Annotated in this window: 19 protein-coding genes; 11 read left to right on the top strand and 8 right to left on the bottom strand. The window is 72.9% G+C overall.

Features of this window, described 5'->3' with window-relative positions:
* Window positions 1-40 precede the first annotated feature (40 nt).
* The 3 genes from OG199_RS25135 to OG199_RS25145 all read right to left on the bottom strand — a co-directional run bounded on the left by OG199_RS25135 (window position 41) and on the right by OG199_RS25145 (window position 4,677).
* Window positions 41-1,783 (bottom strand): LCP family protein, encoded by a 1,743-nt coding sequence (locus tag OG199_RS25135; RefSeq protein ID WP_405831364.1) that lies wholly within the window; start codon window positions 1,781-1,783, stop codon window positions 41-43.
* A 240-nt stretch (window positions 1,784-2,023) separates the two neighbouring features.
* Window positions 2,024-3,343 carry an LCP family protein gene (locus tag OG199_RS25140; RefSeq protein WP_405831365.1) on the bottom strand — a complete coding sequence of 440 codons (1,320 nt, stop codon included), beginning with the start codon at window positions 3,341-3,343 and terminating at the stop codon, window positions 2,024-2,026.
* Window positions 3,344-3,921: 578 nt separating this feature from the next.
* The gene (locus OG199_RS25145; RefSeq protein WP_405831366.1) at window positions 3,922-4,677 is read right to left on the bottom strand and encodes a TIGR03089 family protein; all 756 of its coding nucleotides are present in this window, start codon (window positions 4,675-4,677) and stop codon (window positions 3,922-3,924) included.
* 128 nt (window positions 4,678-4,805) lie between these two features.
* On the opposite strand from OG199_RS25145, the gene OG199_RS25150 reads away from it, so the two are divergent.
* Both OG199_RS25150 and OG199_RS25155 read left to right on the top strand, forming a co-directional pair.
* A complete protein-coding gene (locus OG199_RS25150) occupies window positions 4,806-6,200 on the top strand; it encodes a peptidoglycan recognition protein (RefSeq protein WP_401800837.1) in 1,395 nt (464 codons plus the stop codon).
* Window positions 6,201-6,375: 175 nt separating this feature from the next.
* The gene (locus OG199_RS25155) at window positions 6,376-7,458 is read left to right on the top strand and encodes a sugar phosphate nucleotidyltransferase (RefSeq protein WP_405831367.1); all 1,083 of its coding nucleotides are present in this window, start codon (window positions 6,376-6,378) and stop codon (window positions 7,456-7,458) included.
* A 229-nt stretch (window positions 7,459-7,687) separates the two neighbouring features.
* Here the strand turns inward: OG199_RS25155 and OG199_RS25160 are convergent, their stop codons facing one another.
* From OG199_RS25160 to OG199_RS25175, 4 genes are all read right to left on the bottom strand, one after another.
* Entirely contained in the window at window positions 7,688-8,701 is a 1,014-nt protein-coding gene (locus tag OG199_RS25160; protein ID WP_405831368.1) for a DNA-3-methyladenine glycosylase family protein, read from the bottom strand.
* A gap of 119 nt (window positions 8,702-8,820) precedes the next feature.
* Window positions 8,821-10,296: a coenzyme F420-0:L-glutamate ligase gene (locus OG199_RS25165; RefSeq protein ID WP_405831370.1), complete on the bottom strand. Its 1,476-nt coding sequence runs from the start codon at window positions 10,294-10,296 to the stop codon at window positions 8,821-8,823.
* Window positions 10,293-11,258, bottom strand: a complete 966-nt coding sequence (cofD, locus tag OG199_RS25170; RefSeq protein ID WP_405831371.1) for a 2-phospho-L-lactate transferase — start codon at window positions 11,256-11,258, stop codon at window positions 10,293-10,295. Before cofD ends, OG199_RS25165 begins: the two co-directional genes overlap by 4 nt.
* 42 nt (window positions 11,259-11,300) lie before the next feature.
* Window positions 11,301-11,789 carry a cysteine dioxygenase family protein gene (locus OG199_RS25175; RefSeq protein ID WP_356808605.1) on the bottom strand — a complete coding sequence of 163 codons (489 nt, stop codon included), beginning with the start codon at window positions 11,787-11,789 and terminating at the stop codon, window positions 11,301-11,303.
* Between the two features lie 734 nt (window positions 11,790-12,523).
* Between OG199_RS25175 and OG199_RS25180 the strand changes: the two genes are divergently transcribed.
* The 3 genes from OG199_RS25180 to OG199_RS25190 all read left to right on the top strand — a co-directional run bounded on the left by OG199_RS25180 (window position 12,524) and on the right by OG199_RS25190 (window position 18,183).
* Window positions 12,524-12,787: a WhiB family transcriptional regulator gene (locus OG199_RS25180; RefSeq protein WP_003975777.1), complete on the top strand. Its 264-nt coding sequence runs from the start codon at window positions 12,524-12,526 to the stop codon at window positions 12,785-12,787.
* Window positions 12,788-13,006: 219 nt separating this feature from the next.
* Window positions 13,007-16,684: a glycosyltransferase gene (locus tag OG199_RS25185; RefSeq protein WP_405831373.1), complete on the top strand. Its 3,678-nt coding sequence runs from the start codon at window positions 13,007-13,009 to the stop codon at window positions 16,682-16,684.
* A complete protein-coding gene (locus tag OG199_RS25190) occupies window positions 16,681-18,183 on the top strand; it encodes a DUF5719 family protein (protein ID WP_356809047.1) in 1,503 nt (500 codons plus the stop codon). The genes OG199_RS25185 and OG199_RS25190 overlap by 4 nt, the downstream gene beginning before the upstream one ends.
* Window positions 18,184-18,243: 60 nt before the next feature.
* On the opposite strand, the gene OG199_RS25195 is transcribed toward OG199_RS25190, so the two are convergent.
* The gene (locus OG199_RS25195; RefSeq protein ID WP_266706001.1) at window positions 18,244-18,693 is read right to left on the bottom strand and encodes a metallopeptidase family protein; all 450 of its coding nucleotides are present in this window, start codon (window positions 18,691-18,693) and stop codon (window positions 18,244-18,246) included.
* Window positions 18,694-19,045: 352 nt separating this feature from the next.
* On the opposite strand from OG199_RS25195, the gene OG199_RS25200 reads away from it, so the two are divergent.
* From OG199_RS25200 to manA, 6 genes are all read left to right on the top strand, one after another.
* The gene (locus OG199_RS25200; protein ID WP_211117995.1) at window positions 19,046-19,420 is read left to right on the top strand and encodes a DUF3499 domain-containing protein; all 375 of its coding nucleotides are present in this window, start codon (window positions 19,046-19,048) and stop codon (window positions 19,418-19,420) included.
* 248 nt (window positions 19,421-19,668) lie between these two features.
* Window positions 19,669-21,285: an L-lactate permease gene (locus OG199_RS25205; protein WP_356809046.1), complete on the top strand. Its 1,617-nt coding sequence runs from the start codon at window positions 19,669-19,671 to the stop codon at window positions 21,283-21,285.
* Between the two features lie 144 nt (window positions 21,286-21,429).
* Window positions 21,430-22,791, top strand: a complete 1,362-nt coding sequence (locus tag OG199_RS25210; protein ID WP_405831376.1) for a phosphomannomutase/phosphoglucomutase — start codon at window positions 21,430-21,432, stop codon at window positions 22,789-22,791.
* Between the two features lie 647 nt (window positions 22,792-23,438).
* Window positions 23,439-23,609, top strand: a complete 171-nt coding sequence (locus OG199_RS25215) for a Trm112 family protein (protein WP_266699539.1) — start codon at window positions 23,439-23,441, stop codon at window positions 23,607-23,609.
* A gap of 99 nt (window positions 23,610-23,708) precedes the next feature.
* On the top strand, window positions 23,709-24,836 hold the full coding sequence (locus OG199_RS25220) for an SIS domain-containing protein (protein WP_266699538.1): 1,128 nt from the start codon (window positions 23,709-23,711) through the stop codon (window positions 24,834-24,836).
* Window positions 24,837-24,940: 104 nt separating this feature from the next.
* Window positions 24,941-26,092 carry a mannose-6-phosphate isomerase, class I gene (manA, locus tag OG199_RS25225; protein ID WP_356809274.1) on the top strand — a complete coding sequence of 384 codons (1,152 nt, stop codon included), beginning with the start codon at window positions 24,941-24,943 and terminating at the stop codon, window positions 26,090-26,092.
* Window positions 26,093-26,223 lie beyond the last annotated feature (131 nt).

The following is a 26,223-nucleotide window of genomic DNA, read 5'->3' on the forward strand; positions in this document are numbered from 1 at the left end:
CCCGCGCCCGGTTAGACGCACGACGGACCCGATGGGTTACCTAAGAGGCGCACTTCACCTTGTCCGCCGTGGACTTGTCGACCTCCGGCGCCTTCGTCGCGGCGGTGAGCGGCTCGCCCGCGCCCTTGAAGTCCTTGCCCAGAGTCAGCGTCATCGCGGGCAGCCCCTGGGAGTTGGTCACGCTCTTGCCGGGCTTCAGCGCGGATCCGGACAGCCCCATGATCTCGGCCAGCCGGCGTGCCTGAGCCGCCTGGTCGGGCGCGTACTCGAGCGTGGTCTTGCTCAGTGCCGCGGGCGCGTTGCCCGCGTTCTCGGACTTCAGCACGCCCTCGGAGTTCTGCAGCCAGGCGAGGGTCAGTTGAGCGGAGCCGCCGGCGGCACCGCCGTTGAGGATCCGCACCCGCACCTCGGAGGCCGCGGACTTGGTGCCCTTGAGACGAGCCGCCTCGGCGTCCTTCGCCGCCTTCTGCTTGTTCTTCACCTCGGTGAAGGAGACGTCGTTCTTGATGGCGTCGAAGACCGCGGGAGCCTTCGCGTCGTTGAGGACGACCGTGGCCTTGACCTTCTCCGCCGGGTTGTCCAGCACCGGCACCGTCGTGAAAGTCAGGTTCTTCGGGTTGAGCTTGCCCAGCTCCAGCCCCAGGTCCTTCAGCTTGCCGATGCTGTCCAACTTGTCGTCGACGGTCAGCGCCTTGGTGCCCGCCTCCGCCAGTTTCAGCATCTTCGTCGGGCTGGAGAGCGTGGAGTTCCCCTTCAGCTTGCGCATCAGCGCGCTCAGGAACTGCTGCTGCAGCGTGATCCGGCTCAGGTCGCCGCCGAAACCGACGGCATGGCGGGTGCGGACGAACGCCAGCGCCTGCTCGCCGGAGATGTTGTGCGTGCCCTTGGAGAGGTTCAGGTGCGAGTCCGGGTCCTTGATGTCCTTGGCCAGACAGACGTCGACACCACCGACGGCCTCGGTCAGCGTCTTGACCGCGTTGAAGTCCGCGACCATGAAGTCGTCCGGCTTGATCCCGGTCAGCTCGGTCACCGTGCGCATGGTGCAGCTGGGTGTCCGGTCGTCCTGCCCGAGGCTCGTGTTGAAGCGGACGCCCTGCGTGCCCGGGATGACCTTGTCGGTGCCGTCGGCCTGCTGCGTCGGGCAGTCCGGGACGTCGACGATCAGGTCACGCGGGATGCTCAGCGCGGTGGCGTTGGACCGGTCCTTGGAGACGTGCAGCAGGATGTTGGTGTCGGCGTGCCCGACGCTGCCCGCGTCGCCGTAGCCGTCGTTGCCCTTGCCGGTCCGCTTGTCGGTCCCGATGACCAGGATGTTGATCGCCTGGTCCTTGCTGAAGCCACCGGTGCTCGCACCGTCGTCGGACACCGACGTGATGTTGTCGTTCAGGTGCTTGATGTAGAGGTACCCCGCGGCCGACACGGCGACCAGCACGAAGGCCATCGAACCGCCGGTCCACAGCAGGACCTTCTTCGCCTTCGACTTCCTGGGCTTCGTCCGGCGGCGGCCGGGAGGCGGCTCGGCCGGGGCGCCGCGGCGTCGGCGCGGCCCTGGGACGTCGGTGCCGGGCGGCGCGGGACTGTCCCGCTCCGGCGCCGTGCGCGCTCGCTGTCCCGACCTCGTTCCCGCCCCCGTCGGCGCGGGGTTGCCGCGACGCGGTCTCGGGACCGCCGACTGCGGTGCGGAAGCGTTCAGTCGCAGTTCGTATTCGCCGGTGTTCGGGTTGAGCACCCATTGGTCTGCGGGATCGATATTGTCCGCCCGCCCACGGCCTTGCGCGTCCACGGTTGTCTGAATCCTCCGTCGGGGCCACGCGGCGCCCTTCCCCCTCAAGGCGCTCGGGTCTCTCGGTCAAACAGTGCGCGACCCCCAGGACAGACCTCGGGTGCACCGGATCGCTCACACTATCTGCCCAGTTCCGTGTCGAGCGACGACGGTGACAAATTCCACTTGCCTACAACTGGGCAATCCGCCCTATACCTCAGGGACTTCTTAGCTCAGCAGTTCCCGTCCTTGGCGCACGCTTTACCCGCAGGCGTCCTCGGCCGCGGTGTTGCCCCGGAAAGTCGGCGCGGGGGGAGGGGTGCCGGCGGGGGAGAGACCCTGTTCACCCGGCCACTTCCCGTCGTCGCGCGACTGCTCTTCGTAGTCGAATGCGACGTCGTACGCGCCTTCACGGCGGCCCTCGAACGAGTTCCGCGCGGGGCCCGGACGGCCCGCCGGCGCATTCCCGCTCCGCGTTCCGGAATCCTCCGGAACGTCCGCGGGAGACCCCTTCGGGAGACCCTTGGCGACCGCCACCGGCGTGTCCGAACGCAGCCGTGCGAAGAGCTGGGCCGCCTCGGGCTCGACGAGTTGGTCGCGATTGGCGTTGTACGCGTACGACGTCCGGGGCACCGTCAGGAATTGCACCCGTTCCACGGGAATGTCGCGCATGCCGCGCACCAGCTCGTACAGCCCGCGCAGGCTCGCCAGATCCGGGTCCGTGGTGAGCGAGGAGGTGGCCGCGTCGAGCACGGGATAGAGCTTCGTCGGATTCAGCAGGACGTCGTTGCTGCGCACCTTGTTGACGAGCGCGCCCAGGAACCGCTGCTGGCGGTCCATCCGGTCGGTGTCGCTGCCGTTGCCGATGCTCTTGCGGGCGCGCACGTAGCCGAGGGCCTGTTCGCCGTTGAGCGTCACCTCGCCCGCGGGCAGCCTCAACTTGGCGTCCTTGTCGTCGATGGGCTGCTTCAGGCACACCTGGACCCCGTCCACGGCGTCGACCATGTCCTTGAAGCCGTGGAAGTCGACGACCATGTGATGGTCGACGCGGATGTTCGTGAGCTTCTCGACGGTCCGGATCGTGCAGGCCGAACCGCCCTGCTCGAAGGCGGAGTTGAACATCGCGAACGCCGGCCGGCTGCGGGTGCCGTCCGGGCGGCGGCAGTCCGGCAGATGCACCATCAGGTCGCGGGGCAGCGAGACGGCGGTCGCGCTGTGCCGGTTCGCGGCCAGGTGCAGCAGGATCGTGGTGTCGGAGCGCTCGGTGCCGGAGTCGCGGCCGTACTTCCGGTTCCCCTTCCCCGAGCGCGAGTCCGATCCGATCAGCAGGATGTTCTGCGCCCCCCGTACGAGCGCGGTGGGCCGCTCCTTGTCGTACCGGGCGAGCTCGGCGGCCGCGTCGTTGTCCGCCGTGATGTTCCCGTTCAGCTTCTCGTACACGGCCCAGCCGGTCCCGCTCGCGGCCAGCACGAAGACACTGAGCCCCAGGGACGCGTTGCGCAGCCACAACCGCCGACGCCGCCGAGCGAGCCCGGTACCGGTGGCCGACGCCCCCGCTCCCGGCCCTGCGCTGTCGGTCACGTCGGGGAACCCCCTCCTGGCGTACGGGCGTGTCGCGCTGCGGTGTTCCTACGACCATGGCCCGCCGGACCGCCCGGGGCCGGCCGCTGATAGCCCAAACGGGCGACACCCCCAGGGGCGCGGGGACCGCCGCGCCCCGCCACGCACGGTCCACACCCGACCGCTGTCATCCCACGGACCTGGTCCCGCCGCCCAGGCCCTCCGACGACCCGCACGGGCGGTGCCCCGTCAGGGGCGCGGGGAACGGCGCGCCCAGCCACATACGGCCCGCACCCGACCGCCCAAGCCCCACGTGCTGGTTCCGGGCGCCCGGCCCTCCGGCGGCCTGACACGGGCCGTGCCCCGCCAGGGGCGCGGGGAACGGCGCGCCCAGCCACACACGGCCCGCACCCGACAGCCCAAGCCCCACATGCTGGTTCCGGGCGCCCGGCCCTCCGGCAGCCTGCACGGGCGGTGCCCCGTCAGGGGCGCGGGGAACGGCGCGCCCAGCCACACACGGCCCGCACCCCACAACCCAGCCCCACACCCACACCCGCCCCCGGCACAGGCACCGGCACCGGCACCGGCACAAGCCCGCGCTAGCGAACCGTCGCCGTCACCCGTTCACTCTCGACCCGCTTCGCCAGCCCTTCCTCACCCAGCCGCTCCAGATGCCGGCACAACACCACGGACGCACCGGTCGACAGCGGCGCGTACAACCCCGCGCTCAGCCCCTCCCAGGTGTCGTACGCGAGTCCCGACAGGATCCGCGAACCGGGCCCCGTCAGCCCGAGCGCGGGCGCGCCGGACCGGGCCCGCTCCACGACCTCGGCCCCCGTGTACTCCGCCCCGGCGACGATCAGCGCGGCCTCCTCCGGGTCCACCACCGCGTACGGCGCGAAACGGTCCCCCTGGCTCGGCACCTCCACCGCGTAGTCGGCGAAGCCCGCCGGCGGCTGCGGAAAGCGCCCGCCGAGCGGCCGCAGCGCGAGCGCGATCCGCTCGCCGGAGCAGGCACGGGCCGCCTCCAGCGTGTCCGGCCCGCTGACCACGAGGTCGGCCGCGGCGGGGTCGCCGCCCACATCCGCGACCACCCCCACCGACGAACACGCCAGCAGCCACACCGCCGTCTGCCAGTGCGCGGGCAGCAGCAGCGCCACCCGGTCGCCGGGTTCGGCGGACAGCTCGCCCTGGAGCAGGTTGGCGGTCTTGGCCACCCAATTGGCGAAGGTGGCCACGGACAATTCGACACGTTCACCCGTGGCGTCGTCGTAGAAGGTCACCAGCGGGCGGGCCGGGTCCGCGGCGAGCGCGGATCGCAGCAGGTCGGCAGGGGTGCGATCGGTGGCGTTCACGCGCAGAAGCGTACGCGGACCCCGCGCGCGGGGCGGACCGGCCGTGCCACCGGTTCGGCCGAGCGCGGCAGACGGTCCGTCACATCACCAATGGACAGATATGTATGCCTATGTCCACGATCAGGGGCATGCGTGGATTCCTTGCTTCCTCGGTCGGCGTCACCTGCGCGGCCGCTCTCGCCCTTCCGCTGGCCCTGTCCGCCCCGGCACAGGCCGTTCCCCAGGCGGCGAAGACCGAGCCCGCCGTCCCGGGCAGCACCCAATCCCTCCCGCTCGTCCCGCTGGGCGACGACCGCGGCCTCGGACCCGCCGCGCCCGAACAGGGGGTGGCCAGACGGGCCGTACGGTCGTTCTCGCTCGTCGGCGTCATCTGGGACGACCCCGGCACCGAACTGCGCGGCCGCGTCCAGGTCCGCACCCGCGCCTTCGGCACCGCCCACTGGACCGGGTGGCAGGACATCGAGACGCACAACCACGAACACGGCGCCGACCCCGACACCGCCGAGAGCGGCTCGGGCCGGGTGCGCGGCTCCACGGCGCCGCTGTGGGTCGGGGACTCCGACGGCGTCGAGGTACGCGTCCAGGCGGAGGTGGACGAACGCTCGACCTCCGCCGGGGAGTCGCCCCTCCCCAGGGGCATGCACCTCGAACTCGTCGACCCCGACGGGGGGCCGCGGTCCGAGGCCGCGCCGTCGGCGGGCAGCCGCACCGCCGGGTCGAACGCCGGGCCGAACGCCGGGCCGGGCTCCGCGGCCGCCGCCGTGGACGCCGCCTCAGCGACCGCCGCCGCCCACGAAGCGACCGCGGCCAACGCCGAACTCGCGCCGCTGGGCGCCACCGTGATCCCGGCACTCTCCAAGGCCCGCACCGAGCGCGCGTACCTCGCCGCCCGCCCGGGCGAACCGCGTGCGAAGCCGTACATCGGCGCGCGCCCGCGCATCGTCACCCGGCGCGGCTGGGGCGCCGACGAGAGCCTGCGCGAGCGCGGTTCGGTGTACACCAAAAAGGTGAAGGCCGCCTTCGTCCACCACACGGCCTCCGGCAACAACTACCGTTGCTCGCAAGCCCCTTCGGTCATCCGCAGTATCTACCGCTACCACGTCAAGAGCAGCGGCTGGCGTGACATCGGCTACAACTTCCTCGTCGACAAGTGCGGAAACATCTACGAAGGCCGGGCCGGGGGCGTGGCCAAGCCCGTCATGGGCGCCCACACCCTCGGTTTCAACAGCGACACCATGGGGATCGCCGTCCTCGGCAGCTTCGCCCGCACGAAGCCGGCCGCTGCCGCGCTGAGGGCCATCGCGCGGCTCACGGCATGGAAGCTCGGTCTCTACGGAGTCAATCCGCGCGGCAAGACATACCTGAAGTCCGCGGGTGGCAATCTCTACCGAAAGGGCAAGAACGTACGACTCAACGTGATCTCCGGCCATCGGGACGGGTTCGCCACGGAGTGCCCGGGACGACTCCTGTACGGCAAACTCGGCTCGGCCCGCACGACCGCGGCCCGGTACCAGGGCCGCTGAGAGGGCTGGAGGCCATCGCGAAGCCCCACGTCCCACGGACCCGGCCGTCCGGCCCGGCATCGGCCCCGGCCGTCCAGGACACCCCACCGCCGTCGAAGGCGCCATCGAACGGACTGCATACACTGACCGGCCGGAACACCCTTCGGCCGGTCCCGGCAGGAAGCAGAGACGACAGGTGACAGAAGCGATCCTCCTGGTCGGTGGCAGAGGCACCCGGCTGCGCCCGCTCACGGTGAACACCCCCAAGCCGATGGTTCCGGCGGCCGGGGTGCCCTTCCTCACGCACCAGCTGGCGCGGGCGAGAGCGGCGGGCGTCGAGCACATCGTCCTGGCGACCTCCTACCTGGCCGAGGTCTTCGAGCCGTACTTCGGTGACGGCTCGGCGCTGGGTCTCCACATCGAGTACGTCACCGAGGAGGAACCCCTCGGCACGGGCGGCGCGATCCGCAACGTCGCCGGGCGTCTGCACTCGGGCCCGGACGAGCCGGTCCTGATCTTCAACGGTGACATCCTGACGGGGCTGGACATCCAGGCGCTGGTCACCACGCACGAGACGACCGGCGCGGACGTGTCCCTGCACCTGACCCGGGTCGAGGACCCCCGGGCGTACGGCCTGGTCCCGACGGATCCCACGGGCCGGGTGACGGCCTTCCTGGAGAAGCCCCAGACGCCCGCGGAGATCGTCACCGACCAGATCAACGCGGGGGCGTACGTCTTCCGCCGCTCCGTCATCGACTCGATCCCGACCGGCCGGCCGGTCTCGGTGGAACGGGAGACCTTCCCGGAGCTGCTGGCCACCGGGGCCCACCTGCAGGGCATGGTGGACTCGACCTACTGGCTGGATCTGGGCACCCCCCAGGCCTTCGTGCGGGGCTCCGCGGACCTGGTCCTCGGCCGAGCCCCCTCGCCCGCCGTCCCCGGCCGCTGCGGCGACCGTCTTGTCCTGCCCACGGCCCGGGTCGCCCCGGACGCCAAGCTGACCGGCGGCACGGTCGTGGGCGAGGGCGCGCACGTCGGTGAGGGCGCGCGGGTCATGGGCAGCACCATCCTGTCCGGCGCCGTCGTCGAACCCGGCGCCGTCATCACCGACTCCCTCGTCGGAGCCCACGCCCGCATCGGCGAACGCACCGTCCTCTCCGGCACGGTCGTCGGCGACGGCGCGGTGATCGGCCCCGACAACGAACTCCGCGAGGGCGTACGCATCTGGTGCGAGGCCCACATCCCAGCGGGAGCGCTCCGCTTCTCGTCGGACCAGTAACCGCCGGGCACGGGAGCCCGTCACCCGGCGCGGGCGGGCACTGTTCAGCGCGGGCCCGCCCCCTCAGCCCGTCCGGCGTTTGAGGACGAGCCCTTCGGGCGATGCGGGGTCCAGGGGGCGCAGCCCCTTGGCGGGGGTCCGGGGGCGGAGCCCTCAGGTACGGGATGGGTCGGGTAGGGGCGGCGGGGGCGAGGAACATCCGGCCCCGTCACCCCACGCACCCCCCGGATCACAACCGCCCGATATCCCCTCGCGGCATCCGCGGCACCCGCCGCGCCGGCGTCCGCCCCGACAACAGAATCAACCGGGCGGCCCGATGCCGCTGCCCGGCATACGGCTCCAGCAACGCCAGCATCACGGCATCGTCCGCGTCCCGGTCCCCGGCCAGCGCGTACCCCACGATCCCCGGCAGATGAAGATCCCCGACCGTCACCGCGTCCGCCGCCCCATGACTGCGCTGCACGGTCTCCGCCGAGGTCCACGGCCCGATCCCGGACACCAGCTCCAGCCGCGCCTGCGCCCGCTCCGCCTCCATGCCCATCGCTTCCTCCAGCCGTGCCGCCACCCGCACGGCCCGCAGGATCGTCGAAGCCCGCTTGTTGTCGACCCCGGCCCGGTGCCACTCCCAGGAGGGGATCAGGGCCCAGGTCCGAGGCGCCGGCATGACGTACATCCGTTCCGGCGCGGGCCCCGGCGCCGGCTCCCCGAACTTCCGTACGAGCAGTCGCCACGCCCGGTAGGCCTCGTCCGCCGTGACCTTCTGCTCCAGAACGGACGGGATGAGCGACTCCAGCACCAGCCCGGTACGGGTCAGCCGCAACCCCGGCCGCCGGTGCCGCGTCGACGCGACCAGCCGGTGCCGCGGCTCGAAGGCGGCGGGATCGTCCGACGCGCCGAGCATGTCGGGCAGTTGTTCGAGCAGCCACCGGGCCCCCGGCCCCCACGCCTCGGCCCGGACCTCCCCGGCCCGCACCGCGACCCGCAGGGTCCCGGCGCCGGCGGGCGTCCTGCTGGCCCGCCACACGGACCCGTCCGGTGTCGCGCGGAAGGCCGGGTCGCCCGGCCCCCGGCGCAGCGGCCCGAGCACCAGGCCGAGATCGAGCGGACCGGGCGGTGTCCAGGTCCGCCCGAGTCCGGGCCCGGCCGACTGCCGCGGTATGCCGGGACCGGCGCCCGCGGGCACGTCGACGTGCCCGCCGCGCACGGTCGTACGCGTCGGCCGGGGGGTGAATCGTCCAGCCACGGAAGAGGTCCTCGGGATGCTCGGGTCGCCCTACGAGGGTAGGCGCTCCCGGCACCGTGGACACACGAGTCGCCCATGTCCCCCGGAGCCGCGGGCCACGGGCGTCCTACCGCCGCCGGTCAGCGCACCTCGACGAACGTCGCGGCGTCCCGCTCGGGCCGCGTCCCGGGCGCCTCTGCCGCGTGCCCGACGGCGACGGCCCCCATCGGGTCCCAGTCCTCCGGAAGGGCCAGCACGTCCCGTACGACGTCACGGCAGAACATCGTCGAGGACACCCACGCCGAGCCCAGCCGCTCCCCGGCGAGCGCGACGAGGAAGTTCTCCACCCCCGCGCCCATGGCGACGACGAACATCTCCCGCTCGGCCGCGTCCCGGCGCGGGTCGCCGTACGTGTGGGACCCGTCCGTCACCAGACACGGCACCACCAGGTAGGGCGCGTTGCGCAGCACGTCGCCGCGCCGCACCCGCTTGGCGATCGACTCCTCGCTCTTCGCGTCCCCGCGCAGATCCTCGATCCACGCGTCCCGCATGGCGTCGAGCAGCCGCGTCCGCGACCGGGCGGACTCCAGCAGCACGAACCGCCAGGGCGTGGTGTGATGCGGCGCGGGCGCGGTCACCGCGGCGGCGACCGCGCGCCGTACGGCGCCCGGGTCGACCGGCTCGTCGGTGAAGGCCCGCACGGTACGGCGCTGGATCACCGCCTCCCGTACGGCCTCGGACGTGCCCAGCCGGAACATGTCGTCGCGCGCGCCCCGCACCATCGCGCGCGTGCCCTCGCCGTCGTCCTCGGCCACCACGTGGGGCAGCCCGCGCACGACGGCCACCGGCAGCCCGGAGGCCTTGCCCTTGACCAGGTCACCGGCGCCGGCGAGCTCGTCGGCGGTGGCGACGACGGTCGCGCTCAGCGGATTGCCGTGCGCGTCGGTGCCGCCGCGCAGGTCGTCGAGCACCCGTACGCCCGCGGCGCCGATGGCGACGTCGGTGAGCCCGGTGCGCCAAGGGCGCCCGAAGGTGTCGGTGATCACGACGCCGACGTCCACCCCGAGGGTGTCCCGCAGGCCGGACCGGATGGTCCGGGCGGACGCGTCGGGGTCCTCGGGCAGCAACAGGACGGTCCCGGCCGGCGTGTTGGAGGCGTCGACCCCGGCGGCGGCCATCACGAGGCCCTGCCGGTTCTCGACGATCCGGAGCGCGCCGCGGCGCGCCACCACCCGTACGGTCTCGGCGTCGATGGCCGCCTCCCGGTCGGAGGCCTCCACCAGGCGCCCCTCGGCCTTGGACACGATCTTCGAGGTGACGAGCAGGACGTCCCCGTCGGCCAGCCCCGGTTCGGCCCCGGCGATGATCTTGGCGAGGTCGTCGCCCCGCTGCACCTCCGGAAGGCCGGGCAGGGCCCAGACCCGGTAGCCGACGGCGGCATCCGGGCCCGTGCCACGCGTTGCGCCCCTGCCGTCGTCCTTGCCGCCCTGGCCGCCCGTACCGTCGCCGCCGCCCGTGCCGCCCGTACCGTCGCCCGCACCGCGCGCACGGCCCGAGTCGTCCGTGGGCCGCACGTCGCCCGTGGCTCCCTCGTCCTCGACCGGTCCGCCGCTCAAGCGCCCCGCACCTCCTCCGCCAGCGTCAGCGCCTCGTGGGCCATCCGTGCGGCGGCGTCGAGGTCGGACATCATCAGCGGTACGGCACGGCAGCGGATGCCGGCCGCCTCCACGCGCTCCACGGTGGACCCGTCCACCGTGTCGACGAGCCAGCCGTCCAGGAGCCCCGAGCCGTAGTGCTCGGCGACCGCCGCCGCGGTCGATTCCACGCCGACCGCCGCGAGCACCTTGTCGGCCATGCCGCGCACGGGCGCGTCCCCGACGATGGGGGACAGGCCCACCACGGGCACGCCCGCGTCGGCGATGGCCTCCCGGATGCCGGGCACAGCGAGGATGGTGCCGATGGACACGACCGGGTTGGACGGCGGGAAGAGGATCACGTCCGCCTCCGCGATGGCCTCCAGGACCCCGGGCGCGGGCTTGGCCTGCTCGGCGCCGACCGGCACGACGGCCTCGGCCGGCACGGAGGCGCGCAGCCGCACCCAGTACTCCTGGAAGTGGATCACCTTGCGCTCGCCGCTGTCCGGCAGCGTGACGGCGACATGGGTCTCCACGCGGTCGTCGGACATGGGGATCAGCCGGACGCCCGGCTTCCACCGGTCGCACAGGGCCTCCGTGACCGCGCTGAGCGGATAGCCCGCGCTCAGCATCTGCGTCCGCACGATGTGCGTGGCGAAGTCGCGGTCGCCGAGCCCGAACCACTCGGGCCCGACCCCGTACGCCGCGAGCTCCTCCTTGAGGTGGAAGGTCTCGTCGGTCCGACCCCAGCCCTGCTCCTCGTTGATGCCGCCGCCGAGGGTGTACATCACCGTGTCGAGGTCCGGGCAGACCTTCAGCCCGAAGAGATGGATGTCGTCACCGGTGTTGCCGATGACCGTGATGTCCGCGTCCGGCGAGGCCCGCTGGAGACCACGAAGGAACCGGGCACCACCGATGCCGCCTGCCAGAACCACAATGCGCATGGTGTTCAGTCTCGCAGGCGGCCACGACAAGGTGTGAGTCGGTTACTGGACCTCGGCGACGGCGCACCGCGCCCCGTGCATCGGCATCTCGGTGAGACCCGGGTAGTAGACGTGCAGGCTCACGGCCGGTTCGAGGGAGTCGTTGACGACCTCGTGGGCGTACCCGGGCGCGAAGACCCGCTGCGCGCCCGCGCCCAACGTGCGCCTGCCGCGGTCGGTGCGCTCCGTCAACACGCCGTCCAGGACGGTGAGTACGCCGGAGGAGGCGCCGTGGTCGTGCAGACCGCTGCCCTGTCCGGGCACCCAGGAGAGGAGCCACACCTCGTAGCCGGGCCCGGTGTGCAGCCGGTGGTACCAGCGTGAGGTCGCGTCGTACTGGACGAGGTGCTCCCACCGGGAGCGGTCGGCGGAGACGGTGCGGGCGAGGCCGACGAAGTCGGCCACGGTGGCGGGGTGCTCGCGCGGCGGCTGGAGCAGGTGCGGGACTTCGAGGATGTCGCCGGCGATCTGGAGGTCGCTGTCGCTGTTCATGGGTGCGGTGGTTTCCTCGGCGGAGAGTGCGGGGGACCCCCTGTTCGAGCGAAGCCGAAAACGTGGGGGAGGGCCGTTGCGTCCGGGTCGCGGACGGGGAGGGGTGCCCTGGTGCGGGCGTTCGCCCCTGCGGGGGCGGGGATTCGCCTCAGTGGCGGCGAGGCAGCCGGAGCGCGGTGAGGCTCAACAGCTGGAACAGCAACAACAGCTGCGGCGAGCGAGGGCAGCACCCTGTGACCCGGCGGTGCGGGTCGTCGTGCGTGCCAAGTTCGCGAGCATGCCCACTAGCACACCGGTTCACACCCGGACTGTCAACTTCCTGTCCGGTATGTGGGAGATGTTTCACCTCATCCGGTTCATCTGTAAGGCGAAAGGTTTGCTCAGGAGCCGCCCCGGACACATGGCGCACAACCGGGCGCGCAAACCTCGGCGCGATCCTGTGATCCAAATGTGATCCGGTTCGCTTCGGGGTGCGCGTCGGAACGAGATCGAACTTCTGGACGTCCTTCCCTGTAGCGGGTCGGAGGTCCGGTCGGACCCTTGAGGCTGTCATGGTTTATGCCGATTTGAACACTTTCCGCATAGCCTTGGTTCCGCAGAGTGAATAAGGGGCCCAATAGCAGATCTCGGCTTGACTGGCCCGGATCGGCACACTTGTAATTTCACTCGTGTCGTTCAGCCGAAAACGGTAACGACAGCATCACGGGGACGCGAAAGACAGACGAGGGGCGCACATGACCGAGCTGGTGCAGCAACTGCTGGTCGACGACGCGGACGAGGAACTCGGCTGGCAGGAGCGCGCGCTGTGCGCCCAGACCGACCCCGAGTCCTTCTTCCCCGAGAAGGGCGGCTCCACCCGCGAGGCCAAGAAGGTCTGTCTCGCCTGTGAGGTCCGCTCCGAGTGCCTTGAATACGCGCTCGCCAACGACGAGCGGTTCGGCATCTGGGGCGGTCTGTCCGAGCGCGAGCGGCGCCGTCTCAAGAAGGCCGCCGTCTGACCGCGCACGACACCGTCCGAAGCAGGCCGCCGTCCGACCGAACGGCGCACACCTCTCCGTACCGACACGTAAGGAACGGCCCGTCGCAGGTGGGTTATCCACAGGCGGCGGGCCGCCGTGTTGCCCAGCCGTTAGTGTGGGCCCTCGTCCGAGACGTCCAGCTGTCCCCGCCGGACACAGGCGTCCACCGCAGTCCATCGAACCGGGGCCCGTACCTCGATGTCCGTGCACAGCCATACGGCAGCCCAACAAGACGCTGCCGCTCCTGAGTTCCCGCGCCACGTGGTGACCGCGGTGCTCGTCTCCCACGACGGCGCCCGCTGGCTGCCCGACGCGCTCGCCGGCCTGCTCGGCCAGGAGCGCCCCGTGCAGAACGCGGTGGCGGCCGACACCGGCAGCGCGGACGACTCCGCCCAGCTGCTCACCGACGCACTCGGCGCCGACCGGGTGCTGCACCTCGCCCGCCGGACCGGCTTCGGCCAGGCCGTCGAGGAGGCCATCCGCGGCGCCGGTGTGCTCACCCCGGACGACCTGCCCTACCTGAAGCGCCCCAGCGGCTGGGACCCCGTCACCCGTACCTGGCGCGACGACGCGTACGACATGCCGGAGCTTCCGTACGGCGAACCCGAGCAGTGGCTCTGGCTGCTGCACGACGACTGCGCCCCCGAGCCCGACGCCCTCGCCCACCTGCTCCGCGTCGTGGAGAACGAACAGGAGCTCGGCAAGGAAGTCGCCGTCGTGGGCCCCAAGCTCCGCGGCTGGTACGACCGGCGCGCCCTCCTGGAGGTCGGCGTCACCATCGCCAACTCCGGCCGCCGCTGGACCGGTCTGGACCGTCGCGAACAGGACCAGGGCCAGCACGACCACGTCCACCCCGTGCTCGCCGTCTCCACCGCCGGCATGCTGATCCGCCGTGATGTCTTCGAGGAGCTCGGCGGCTTCGACCGGCGTCTGCCCCTGATGCGTGACGACGTCGACCTGTGCTGGCGCGCCCAATCCGCGGGACACCGCGTCCTGGTCGCCCCCGAGGCGGTCGTCCGGCACGCCGAGGCGGCCTCCCGCGAGCGCCGCACCGTCGACTGCGTGGGGCGCACCTCCGCCTCCCCGCACAAGGTCGACAAGGCGGGCGCCGTCTACACCCTCCTCGTCAACGCCCGGACGGCACAGCTCCCCTGGATCCTGATCCGGCTCGTCCTCGGCACCCTGCTGCGCACCCTCGCCTACCTCGTCGGCAAGGTCCCCGGGCAGGCCGTCGACGAGATCCGCGGTCTGCTCGGCACCCTGCTGCGGCCCGAGCGGATCCTCGCGGGCCGCCGCAGGCGAGGCAGCCCCCAGGTCGACAAGGGCGAGTTGCGCGCGCTGTTCCCGCCCCCCGGCGCGACCGTGCGGGCCACCGTCGAGCAGGCCGCGGGCAACATCATGGGCAGCGACGACCCCGAGGCCACCTCCGGCGCCGGACGGCACGGCGGCGCCGTCGAGTCCGGCCCCGGCGGCGACGACGCCGACTTCCTCGAGATCGAGCAGTTCGCCCGTCTCAAGCGCATCGCCCGCAACCCCGGCCCGATGCTCTTCCTGGTGCTGCTGTTCGTCTCCCTGCTCGCCTGCCGCGGCCTCCTCGGCGGCGGGGCGCTCGCGGGCGGCGCGCTGCTGCCCGCGCCCGCCGACGCCTCCGAGCTCTGGTCGCGCTACCTCGACGGCTGGCACCCGGTGGGAGCCGGCGGCACCGAGTCCGCGCCGCCCTACCTCGCTCTCGTCGCGCTGCTGTCCTCGCTGCTCCTCGGCTCCACCGGGCTCGCGGTCACCGTGCTCATGGTGGCCTCCGTGCCGCTGGCCGGCTTCGCCGCGTACTTCGCCTCCCGCCCGCTCGTCGAGTCGCGCCTGCTGCGCGCCTGGGCGTCCGTGGCGTACGCGTTCCTGCCCGCGGCCGCCGGCGCGCTCGCCGGCGGCCGCGTCGGCACCGCCTTCCTCGCGATCCTGCTGCCGCTCATCGCCCGCGCGGGCATCGCCGCGAGCGGGCTGGCGCACGCCTCCGGCGCGCGCGGCAGCTGGCGCGCCACCTGGGCGTACGCCCTGCTGCTGACCTTCACCACGGCGTTCACGCCGATCGTGTGGCCCATCGCGCTGGTGCTCGGGATCGCGCTCCTCGCCGTGCGCCGCAGGGAGCTCACGGCCTACGCGCCGCGGTTCCTGGCCCAGCTCGGCACCCCGCTGCTGGTCCTCGCCCCCTGGTCGCTGACCCTGCTTCCGTCCGGCTTCTTCAAAGAGGCCGGCCTGCCGTACGGCGCGAGCGCGGCCTCCGCACTCGACCTGCTCGGCGCCAGCCCCGGCGGTCCCGGCACGGTCGGCGGACTGATGCTCATCGGCATCGTGCTCGCCGCGCTGGCCGCCCTGTTGCGCGGTGAGCGGCAGCGCGCGGTGTGGACGGCCTGGGCCGTCGCCCTGGTGGCGCTCGTCTTCGCCGTGCTGTCCAACAAGTCGGCGTGGGCCGGCCCCGCCACCCTGGTCTACGGCCTCGCGCTGCTCGTCGCCGCCGTGATCGGCGCCGACGGGGCACGCTCCCGTGTGGCCGAGCAGAGCTTCGGCTGGCGCCAGCCGGTCGCCGCGCTCATCGCGTTCGCCTCGGCCGCGGGCCCGCTGCTCGTGGCCGCCGGGTGGATCATCGGCGGCGCCGACGGTCCCGTGGAGCGCCGCGACCCGGTGCAGGTGCCGGCGTTCGTCGCCGAGGAGAGCGGCACCCGCGACCAGGCCCGCACCCTGGTGCTCGACAGCGACACCGGCGCCCGCGTCGGCTACACCCTCGTACGCGGCTCCGGCGGGCGCATGGGCGACGGCGAACTCGCGGCGGCGGGCGGTGAGAACAAGAGGCTCGACAAGGTCGTCGCCAACCTCGTCGCGGGCTCCGGCGCCGACCAGGCCGACCAACTCGGCGGATTCGCCGTGCGTTACGTCCTGGTCCGCAAGGGCGCGCCCCGCGAGGTGAGCCGCGTCCTGGACGCCACCCCGGGTCTGTCCCGGCTCAGCCAGCAGGACGGAAGCGCGCTGTGGCGTCTGGACCGTCAGGTCTCGCGCGCCTCGATCGTCCCCAGGTCCGGTGGCGAGCCGCTGGCCATCGCCGCCGGACCCGTAGAGCTGCACACCACCGTCCCCGCCGGCTCCGAGGGCCGCGTCCTGCGCCTCGCCGACACCGCGGACGCCGGCTGGACGGCGACCCTGGACGGAAAGCCGCTGACCCGCACCACGGTCGACGGCTGGGCGCAGGGCTTCGAACTGCCCGCGAACGGCGGCAGGCTGGACGTCGCCTTCGACGCCCCGCTGAGCCACACCGGCTGGCTGTGGGCCCAGGGCGCGCTCGCCGTCGTCCTCGTGGTCCTCGCCCTGCCCGGGCGGCGCCGCGACATCGACGACGATCTCCCCGAGGAGCCGGTCCTGCCCGCCCAGGACGTCACGGGCGAGGGCCGCCGCGCCCGCCGCCTGCGCGCCCAGGCCGAGGCCGAGGCGGACGAGGCGGCCCGGACGGGCCAGGACACGGACCTCCAGCCCGACGACGAGGAGGAGCCGGAGCACGGAGCCGCCGCGATCCCGCACCAGCAGACGTACGGCGAATGGGACGCGCCCAGCTACGCGGGCGCCGACTACGGCTCCTACGGCGGCGAGCAGTACCAGGGCACACAGCAGTACCCGGCGGGCACCTACGAACAGCCGTACCAGGCCGATCCGTATCAGGCGGACCCGTACCAGACCGGCCAGTACGACCCGTACGGGTACGGGAACACGACGCCGTACGACCAGACGTACCAGCAGGGCTACGAGACGGCGTACGACCCGCAGCAGCCCCCGATGCCCCCGCAGCCGCCGCACGGCACCGACAGTGAGCGCCCCGACGGGAGCCAGCAGTGAACCGCACCACCCTGTCCCTGATCGCCGGCGCGACCGCGCTCGCCGCCGTCACCGGATTCGCCTCGCTCAACGCGCCTGCCGCCTCCAGCGACAGCACCGCGCGCGCGGCCGTCCAGCAGCCCGTGGAGCGCAGCCGCCTGCTGTGCCCCCAGCCCAGCACGTCCGACCTCGCGGAGACGGCGTACACGTCGTTCACGCCCGTCACCCGGGGCACGAGCGAGGGCGGCAAGGCCGAACTGCAGCCCGCGACCGAGGAGTCGCCGGACTCCCCGAGCGGCAAGAAGACCGGCAAGAAGGCCTCCAAGCCCGCCGTGGTGCCCAAGGCGCCCGGCACGCCGGCCACCGGCGACAGCTCGGGCGCCGAGGGCCCCGCCCTGGTCGGCACCGCCGAGGGCCGGTTCGCGCCCGGCTGGACCGTTCAGGAGACCACCGAGGTCGCCGCGGGCACCGGACGCGGCCTGCTCGGCACCAACTGCACGGCTCCGGATACCGAGTTCTGGTTCCCGGGCGCCAGCACCGCCGACAGCCGCACCGACTACGTGCACCTGACCAACCCGGACGACTCGGCCGCCGTCGTCGACGTCGAGCTGTACGGCAAGGACGGCACCCTCAAGTCCACCGTGGGCGACGGCATCACGGTCCCGCCGCACGCCGCCGAGCCGATCCTGCTGAACACCCTCACCGGCGCGCCGCAGACCGACCTCACGGTCCACGTCACCGTCCGCAGCGGCCGTGTCGGCGCGGCCGTCCAGGCCCTGGACGACCGGACCGGCGGCGACTGGCTGGGCGCCTCCACCGACCCGGCGGGCAGCCTCGTCATGCCGGGCATCCCGAAGGACGCCACCTCCGTGCGGCTGGTCGCCTTCGCGCCCGGCGACCAGGACGCCGACCTGAAGGTGCGACTCGCCTCCCCCTCGGGCCTGATCACCCCGGCCGGCAACGAGACGCTCCACATCAAGTCCGGCATGACCACCGCGGTCGACCTCGGCGACGTCACACGCGGCGAGGCGGGCTCCCTGGTGCTCACCCCCACCGGCGGCACCCCGGTGCCGGTCGTCGCCGCCCTGCGGGTGGTGCGCGGCAAGGGCGACAAGCAGGAGTCGGCGTTCATCCCGGCCACGGCTCCGGTCGCCGCGCGCGCGACGGTCGCCGACAACAGCGCCAAGGGCACCACACTCGCCCTGTCCGCGCCCGGCCGGACCGCCCAGGTCAAGGTCACCGCGTCTGCGGGCAGCCAGGGCGGCACACCGGCGACGAAGACGTACACGATCAAGGCCGGCACGACCCAGGACGTCGACGCCCCCGCGCCCAGCGGTCTGCGGGGGACGTACGCCCTGACGGTCGAGTCGGTCTCCGGAGGTCCCGTCTACGCCTCGCGGACGCTCGCCTCCACCCAGGAGGGCGTGCCCGGCTTCACGATCCAGACACTCCCGGACGACCACGGGACGGTGGCGGTCCCGGAGGCGGACCAGGACCTGTCGGTACTGCTCAAGAGCTGATCACGTACGAGTGATCCCGTACGGGTGATCCACCGGGTCCCGAGGGGACACGGTGGGTCCTCACTCCTCGCCGTACCGCGGGTCCACCGTCTCCGGAGTCAGCCCCAGAAGCTCCGCGACCTGCTCCACGACGACCTCGTGCACCAGCGCCGCACGCTCGTCGCGGCCCTTGGTGCGGATCTCGACCGGGCGGCGGTAGACGACCACACGCGCGGGATGGCCCTCCCGTGCGGCGATCGTGCCGCCCAGCGGTACCGCCTCGTCGTTCCAGCTCTCGCCGGGGCCGTCCAGGCGCGGCACCTCCAGGACCATGAAATCGATGTCGGCGAGCTGCGGCCAGCGCCGCTCCAGGCGCTCCACCGAGTCCTGCACGAGGTCCGCGAAGACCTCGGCGCGGCTCGCGGCGAGCGGCACCTGGGGCGGCGCGACGGGGCCGCGCATGCCCCTTCCGTGGCGATCACGGCGGCGGGGCCCGGGTGCTGCGGCGCGGGGCGGTACGGGGGTGTCCATCACTGACGAAGCGTAGTCCCCGCGAGGGCCGCGCGCCCGGCCCCCACGCGGCTGCCCGCGACCCCTCGACGGGGCCCCGGCGGGTGTTCCGGATGTCGCCGGATGACCATTCCAGCCAACCTTGGGCTCGATTCCGTATCCCTCCAGGACCGTCGCACACATGGCAATTGACATGGTTTGCACCAAGTGGCGACCGGATTCAGGTCCGTTCGGCCTTCCGGCGGCGGATGTCGTCCCAGGTCGGCCAGGCGGGTCCACGGGCCCCTGTGGGCGGTCTCACAGCACGACACGGTGGGGTGACCTGGGGGAGAGTCGTCGCGGCCCGCTCAAGAGTGCGGTACCGTCCAACATCGTGAGCCCTGTACGTCGCTGTTCGCGAACCGCTTGCGGCCGTCCGGCCGTCGCGACGCTGACGTACGTCTACGCCGACTCGACCGCGGTCCTCGGCCCGCTCGCCACCTACGCCGAACCCCACTGCTACGACCTGTGCGCCGAGCACTCCGAGCGCCTCACCGCGCCCCGTGGCTGGGAGGTCGTCCGGCTCGCCGACGCCTCCGCCCCCTCCCGCCCCAGCGGTGACGATCTGGAGGCGCTCGCCAACGCGGTGCGTGAGGCGGCCCGTCCGCAGCAGCGCGCCGCCGAGGCCGGCGGCAGCGCGCGGTCGGCGGACCCGATGGAGGTCGCCCGCCGCGGCCACCTGCGAGTGCTGCGCTCACCGGACAACTGAGCTCCCGCTCCGTCCAGTTCCCCCGTTCCGGGCTCCGCCCCCGGCGCGACCGGCGCCCCACCCGCCACCTCTCCCCTTCCTCGCCCTTCCTCCCCCTTCCCCGCCTCTCCCCTTCGCGCGCCCCGGTGTCACAGGGCGGTGCACGCCCATTGACGACTGGTTGTCGCGGACACGACCATTTCGGCAGCCGTGAGAAATCGCTTTCCGCATCGCGGAATCTCCCACGCGGCCGGATCCGGGAGGCGCCCGTGTACGTCCAGGAAGTGGAACCCGTCGCCGACTCGCTCGGCCTGTCCGCCCTCGTCGCGGCCCTGCCCCTCGTCCTCGTCCTCGTGCTGCTCGGCGGCGTCCGCATGAAGGCGCACGTGGCCGCCCTCCTCGGTCTCCTCGCGGCCGCCCTGGTCGCCCTGTTCGCGTACGGCATGCCGGTCGGCCAGACGCTGTCCAGCGCCGCCCAGGGAGCCGCCTTCGGCCTCTTCCCCATCCTGTGGATCGTCGTCAACGCCCTGTGGGTGTACCGGATGACGGTCCGCACCCGGCACTTCGACATCCTGCGACGCTCCTTCGGGCGCCTCTCCGACGACCCGCGCATCCAGGCACTCGTCGTCGCCTTCTGCTTCGGCGCGCTCCTGGAGGCGCTCGCGGGCTTCGGCGCGCCCGTCGCGATCTGCTCCGTGATGCTGGTCGCGCTCGGCTTCGACCCGGTGCGCGCGGCCGTGGTGGCACTCGTCGCCAACACCGCGCCGGTCGCCTTCGGCGCGATGGGCACACCGGTCGTCACCCTCGCCCAGGTCACCGGCCTGCCACTGGACTCGGTGGCCTCCGTGGTGGGCCGTCAGACGCCCCTGCTGGCCCTCGTGGTGCCCCTGTTGCTCGTGGCGCTGGTCGACGGGCGGCGCGGACTGCGGGAGGCCTGGGCGCCCGCTCTGGCGTGCGGAGTCGCCTTCGCCGTCGCCCAGTTCGCCGCCTCCAACTACGTCTCCGCCCAACTCGCCGACATCGCCGCGGCCTTGGCGGGCGCCGCCGCCCTGGTCGCCCTGCCGCAGGCGCGCCGGCCCGCGGCCGAGCCCGTACGCGTCGCGGTCCTGACCGGCGTCCGCAGCACGGACCTGGACGAGGAGGACCCGCGTCCGGAAGTCGTGCGCGCCTACGCCCCGTACGCGCTGATCGTCGTCGTCTTCTCGGTCGCCCAGATCCCGCCGGTCAAGGACTGGCTGGCGGGAGCGACACGGACGTTCGACTGGCCCTTCCTGAACGTCGTGAACCCGGACGGCAAGCCGGTCGGCGGCAACGTCTTCACGCTCCCGATCGTCTCGACCGGCGGCACCCTCGTGCTGCTCGCCGGGCTGTGCACGGCCGCCGTTCTCGGTGTCCACGCGCGCGTGGCGGTCGAGGAATGGGTGGCCACCGTCCGTGAGTTGAGGTTCGCGATCCTCACCGTCACCTCCGTGCTGGCCCTCGCCTACGTGATGAACCTGTCGGGGCAGGCCGCCACGATCGGCCAGTTCGTGGCGGCCGCCGGCGCGGGCCTCGCCTTCCTGTCACCCGTCCTCGGCTGGTTCGGTGTGGCCGTCACCGGCTCCGACACCTCCGCGAACGCCCTGTTCGGCGCCCTCCAGGTGAGCGCGGCCCGTGAATCGGGGCTCTCTCCCGAACTGCTCGCCGCCGCCAACAGTTCGGGAGGCGTCCTCGGCAAGATGATCTCGCCGCAGAACCTCACCATCGCGTGCGCGGCGGTCGGGCTCGCGGGCCGTGAGGGGGATCTGCTGCGCAAGGTGCTGCCATGGAGCGCGGGGCTGCTGCTGATCATGTGCCTGATCGTGCTGGGGCAGAGCTCGCCCGTCCTCGGGTGGATGCTGCCCTGACGGGGTACGGCCCGTGCGTTACCCCTGGGTGACGAGTGGGGCTTCCCAGGTGACGGATGCGCGTCCGATCAACCGCCGCACAGCGGACTGTCAGCACGGACGGGTAGCTTGGGGTGACCGAAGTGGACTTCTGGAGGGTTGGCCGTGACTGCTGATCTGTCGCAGCTCGTGAAGGCGTACGACGTACGCGGGGTGGTCCCGGACCAGTGGGACGAGTCGCTGGCCGAGCTGTTCGGGGCCGCCTTCGTCCAGGTGACCGGAGCGGAAGCCATCGTGATCGGGCACGACATGCGGCCCTCGTCGCCCGGCCTGTCGCGGGCCTTCGCGCGCGGGGCGGCGGCACGCGGGGTCGACGTGACCGAGATCGGGCTCTGCTCGACGGACCAGCTGTACTACGCGTCGGGCGCGTTCGACCTGCCCGGCGCCATGTTCACGGCCTCGCACAACCCCGCGCAGTACAATGGCATCAAGATGTGCCGCGCGGGCGCGTCCCCCGTCGGCCAGGACACCGGCCTCGCCGAGATCCGCGAACTCGTCGAGTCCTGGCTCGACTCGGGCGCCCCGACCTCGGACGCCACGCAGGGTTCGATCACCCAGCGCGACACGCTGGAGGACTACGCGGGATATCTGCGCTCGCTCGTCGACCTGGCCTCCATCCGCCCCCTGAAGGTCGTCGTCGACGCGGGCAACGGCATGGGCGGGCACACCGTCCCGACCGTCTTCGCCGGCCTGCCCCTGGACCTCGTCCCGATGTACTTCGAGCTGGACGGCACGTTCCCGAACCACGAGGCGAACCCGCTGGACCCGGCGAACATCGTGGACCTCCAGCGGCGCGTCCGCGACGAGGGCGCCGACATCGGCATCGCCTTCGACGGCGATGCGGACCGCTGCTTCGTCGTCGACGAGCACGGCGACCCGGTCTCCCCGTCCGCCGTCACCGCGCTGGTGGCCTCCCGCGAGCTCGCCAAGCACGGCGGCGGCACGGTCATCCACAACCTGATCACCTCCTGGTCGGTCCCCGAGGTCGTCCGCGAGCAGGGCGGCACGCCGGTCCGCACCCGCGTGGGCCACTCCTTCATCAAGGCCGAGATGGCCCGCACCGGCGCGATCTTCGGCGGCGAGCACTCCGCGCACTACTATTTCCGCGACTTCTGGAACGCCGACACGGGCATGCTGGCCGCCCTGCACGTCCTCGCCGCGCTCGGCGGCCAGGACGGCCCGCTCTCCGAGCTCGTCGCCGCGTACGACCGCTACGCCGCGTCCGGCGAGATCAACTCCACCGTCGACGACCAGACGGCCCGCCTCACCGCGATCAGGGACACCTACCAGGGCCGTGAGGGCGTCACCATCGACGAACTCGACGGCCTGACCGTCACAGCGGACGACTGGTGGTTCAACGTCCGCCCCTCCAACACCGAGCCCCTCCTCCGTCTCAACGCGGAGGCCAGGGACGAGGCGACGGTGGCGAAGGTACGCGACGAGGTACTGGACCTCATCCGAGACTGACCCCGTCCCGGACGGCCCGCCCCGGCACCATTCGGCGCGGGCCGACACCTCCGGCCGGCCCGGAACTGTTTGGTGTGGGCTGAGGTCTCGGGCGCGTGCGGAACTGTTTGGTGTGGGCTGAGGTCTCGGGCTGGTCCGGAACCGTTTGTTGTGGGCTGAGGTCCGGCCGCGCCGGAACCGCGGGCTGACGCCTCCGGCCGGTCCGGGACCGTCGGGTGTGGGCTGACGCCTCCGGCCGGTCCGGGACCGTCGGGTGTGGGCTGACGCCTCCGGCCGGTCCGGAACTGTTCGGTGTGGGCCGACACCGGAACTGTTTGGTGTGGGCTGAGATCTCCGGCTCGTGCGGAACCGTCCGGCGCGGGCTGACGCCTCCGGCCCGTCCGGAACTTTCCAGCGCAGGCCCGCATCTCCAGCCCGTCCGGCGTTTGAGGACGAGCCCTTCGGGCGATGCGGGGGTCCAGGGGGCGGCAGCCCCTTGGCGAGGTGCGGGACCGGAGCCCACCGGGCGCCCGAGGCAGAGACAGGCGGGGTCCAGGGCGGAGCCCCACGCGCGGGACGACGGAACCCCCGGTCACCTAACTCCGGCACCCGGCCCCCCACAGCGGTACTCTGACCAGGCCGCATCCACCTGTTCGAAAGGACACCCCATGCCGCTCGAAGCCGGCCTCCTGGAGATCCTCGCCTGCCCGGCCTGCCACGCCCCGCTCAAGGAGCAGGAGAGCGAGCTGGTCTGCACGGGACAGGACTGCGGCCTCGCCTACCCCGTCCGGGACGGCATCCCCGTACTGCTCGTCGACGAGGCCCGCCGCCCCGCGTAAGCGAGCCACCGGGCGCCCCCACCACCCGGGCGCCCACCCCGCACCACAGCGACACAGGCGACACAGGCGACACACCGGCGATCGGGAGGCTGCCGACCCATGCTCGACGACTCGCTGCTCGACGACCCAGAGGCGCTCGCCCGCGCCGACCGTCGTGAGCTGCTCCGAGGCGCCGCCGAGGCCGGCGCCCGCGTGCGTACCGCCGTCCGGCACGCCACGGAGGCCGGGATCCCGGACCTGAAGCCGGACGGCCGCCCCCGCGCGGTCCTGATCGCCGGCCCCGGACTTGCGGCCACCGGAGTGGCCGAACTGCTCGGCACGCTCGCCGGAGCCAGCTGCCCCGTCACCCGGCTCACCCCCACCGGCGTCGCCCCCGCGGGAGGCGCCCTGCGCTGGGAGCTGCCCGGCTGGGCCGGCCCGGTGGACCTCGTGCTGATCGCCACCCCGGACGGCGCCGAACCAGGCCTCGAACTCCTGGTCGAGCAGGCGTACCGGCGCGGCAGCTCCGTCGTCGCGGTGGCCCCCACCGGCACCCCGATCGCGGAAGCGGTGGAGGGCACGCACGGCCTGTTCGTACCGATGGCGACCGCCCCGTACGAGCCGAACTCACCCCTCGCGGCCTCCGCCCCCGGCGTCCTGTGGGCGCTGCTCACCCCGCTCCTCGCCCTGCTGGACCGCACCGGCCTGGTCTCGGCCCCGCCAGAGGCGCTGCAGAAGGTCGCCGACCGCCTCGACCACGTGGCCGAACGCTGCGGCCCGGCCATCGCGACCTACGGCAACCCCGCCAAGACGCTCGCCGCCGATCTGGCCGAGGCACTCCCGGTGATCTGGACGGAGGGCACCTCCGCGGGCCCCGCGGGCCGCCGTTTCACCGCCGCGCTCGCGGAACTGGCGGGCCGCCCCGCGCTCGCCGCGGAACTCCCCGAGGCGCTCGCCGCCCACAGCGTCCTGCTCTCGGGCGCGCTGGCCGCGGCCGCCGACCCCGACGACTTCTTCCGCGACCGCGTCGAGGAGCAGCAGGTCCTGCACGCGCGCGTGGTGCTCCTGCGCGACCGCCCGGCAGGCGGCCTCACCGCCGCGCCCGCCGCCCGCGAGCTGGCCCTCAGCCACGACACCGCGATCAGCGAGCTCGAACCCGAGGAGGGCGGCGACCTCGAGACACTCGCGGAACTGATCGCCGTCACGGATTTCGCCGCCGTTTACCTGGCGCTCGCCTCGGGGGCCTGACCTTGAGCCACACCGGCTGACGCCCCACCGCGGGCGCACGCACGGGTGCCCACCCGGTGGGGAAACGACCGCAGAGCAGCGTACGTACGGAGAAGACAGCGCACATGGACCGCCTCGACAACACCGTCCGCCCCTACGCCTGGGGCTCGACCACCGCCATACCGCGGCTGCTCGGCGTCGAGCCGACCGGTGAACCGCAGGCGGAGATGTGGATGGGCGCGCACCCCGGCGCCCCCTCGCTCACGGCGCGCGGTCCCCTCACCGAGGTCATAGGCGAGGACCCCGAGAAGGAGCTCGGCCGCGCGGCCGTCGCCAAATTCGGCCCCCGGCTGCCGTTCCTGCTGAAGATCCTCGCCGCGGGCGCCCCCCTCTCCCTCCAGGTGCACCCGAACCTCGAACAGGCGAGGGAGGGGTTCGAGGACGAGGAGCGCCGGGGCATCCCGATCGACGCCCCGCACCGCAACTACAAGGACGCCAACCACAAGCCCGAACTCATCTGCGCGCTCACCGAGTTCGACGGCCTGTGCGGCTTCCGCACCCCGGACGAGGCCGCCGCTCTCCTCGCCGCCCTGGACGTCGACTCCCTCAAGCCGTACGTCGACCTGCTGCGCGCCCACCCGCAGGACGCTGCCCTGCGCGAGGTCCTGACGGCGGTGCTGAGCGCGGACCCCGACGACATGGCCCGCACGGTCACCGAGGCCGCGGCCGCCTGCGACCGCCTCGGCGGCGCCTACGCCCCGTACGCCGACATAGCGCACCACTACCCCGGCGACCCCGGCGTCATCGCCGCGATGCTCCTCAACTACGTCCAACTGCAGCCCGGCGAAGCCCTGTTCCTCGGCGCCGGCGTCCCGCACGCGTACCTGAACGGCCTGGGCGTCGAGATCATGGCCAACAGCGACAACGTCCTGCGCTGCGGTCTGACCCCCAAGCACGTCGACGTGCCCGAACTGCTGCGCGTCGTCCGCTTCGAGGCGAGCGACCCCGGTGTCCTGCGCCCGGAGGAGTCGCCCGGCGGCGAGGAGGTCTACGCGACCCCCATCGACGAGTTCCGCCTCTCCCGCTACGTCCTCGCGGAGGGTGCCGCCCCGCACGACCTCACCCGCGAGACCCCGCAGATCCTGCTCTGCACGGCGGGTTCCGTCCACGCGGACGGCGACGTTCTGACCCCCGGCCAGTCGGTCTTCGTACCGGCCGGCGAAAAGGCCGAGGTGTCCGGCTCCGGCACGATCTTCCGTGCGACAGTGGTCGCCTGACGGGGTGACGGCAGCCGCCCGGCCCGGTCGCCAGGGTGGCCAGCCGCGCCGCCGCCGGACCGGGCTGCAAGAATGACCCACCGCAAAGGGCGGGCAAAGCCCGGACCGGGGTACGAGGGTACGCACGGGGA

The organism is Streptomyces sp. NBC_01176, from assembly GCF_045039825.1.
Lineage (GTDB): Bacteria > Actinomycetota > Actinomycetes > Streptomycetales > Streptomycetaceae > Streptomyces.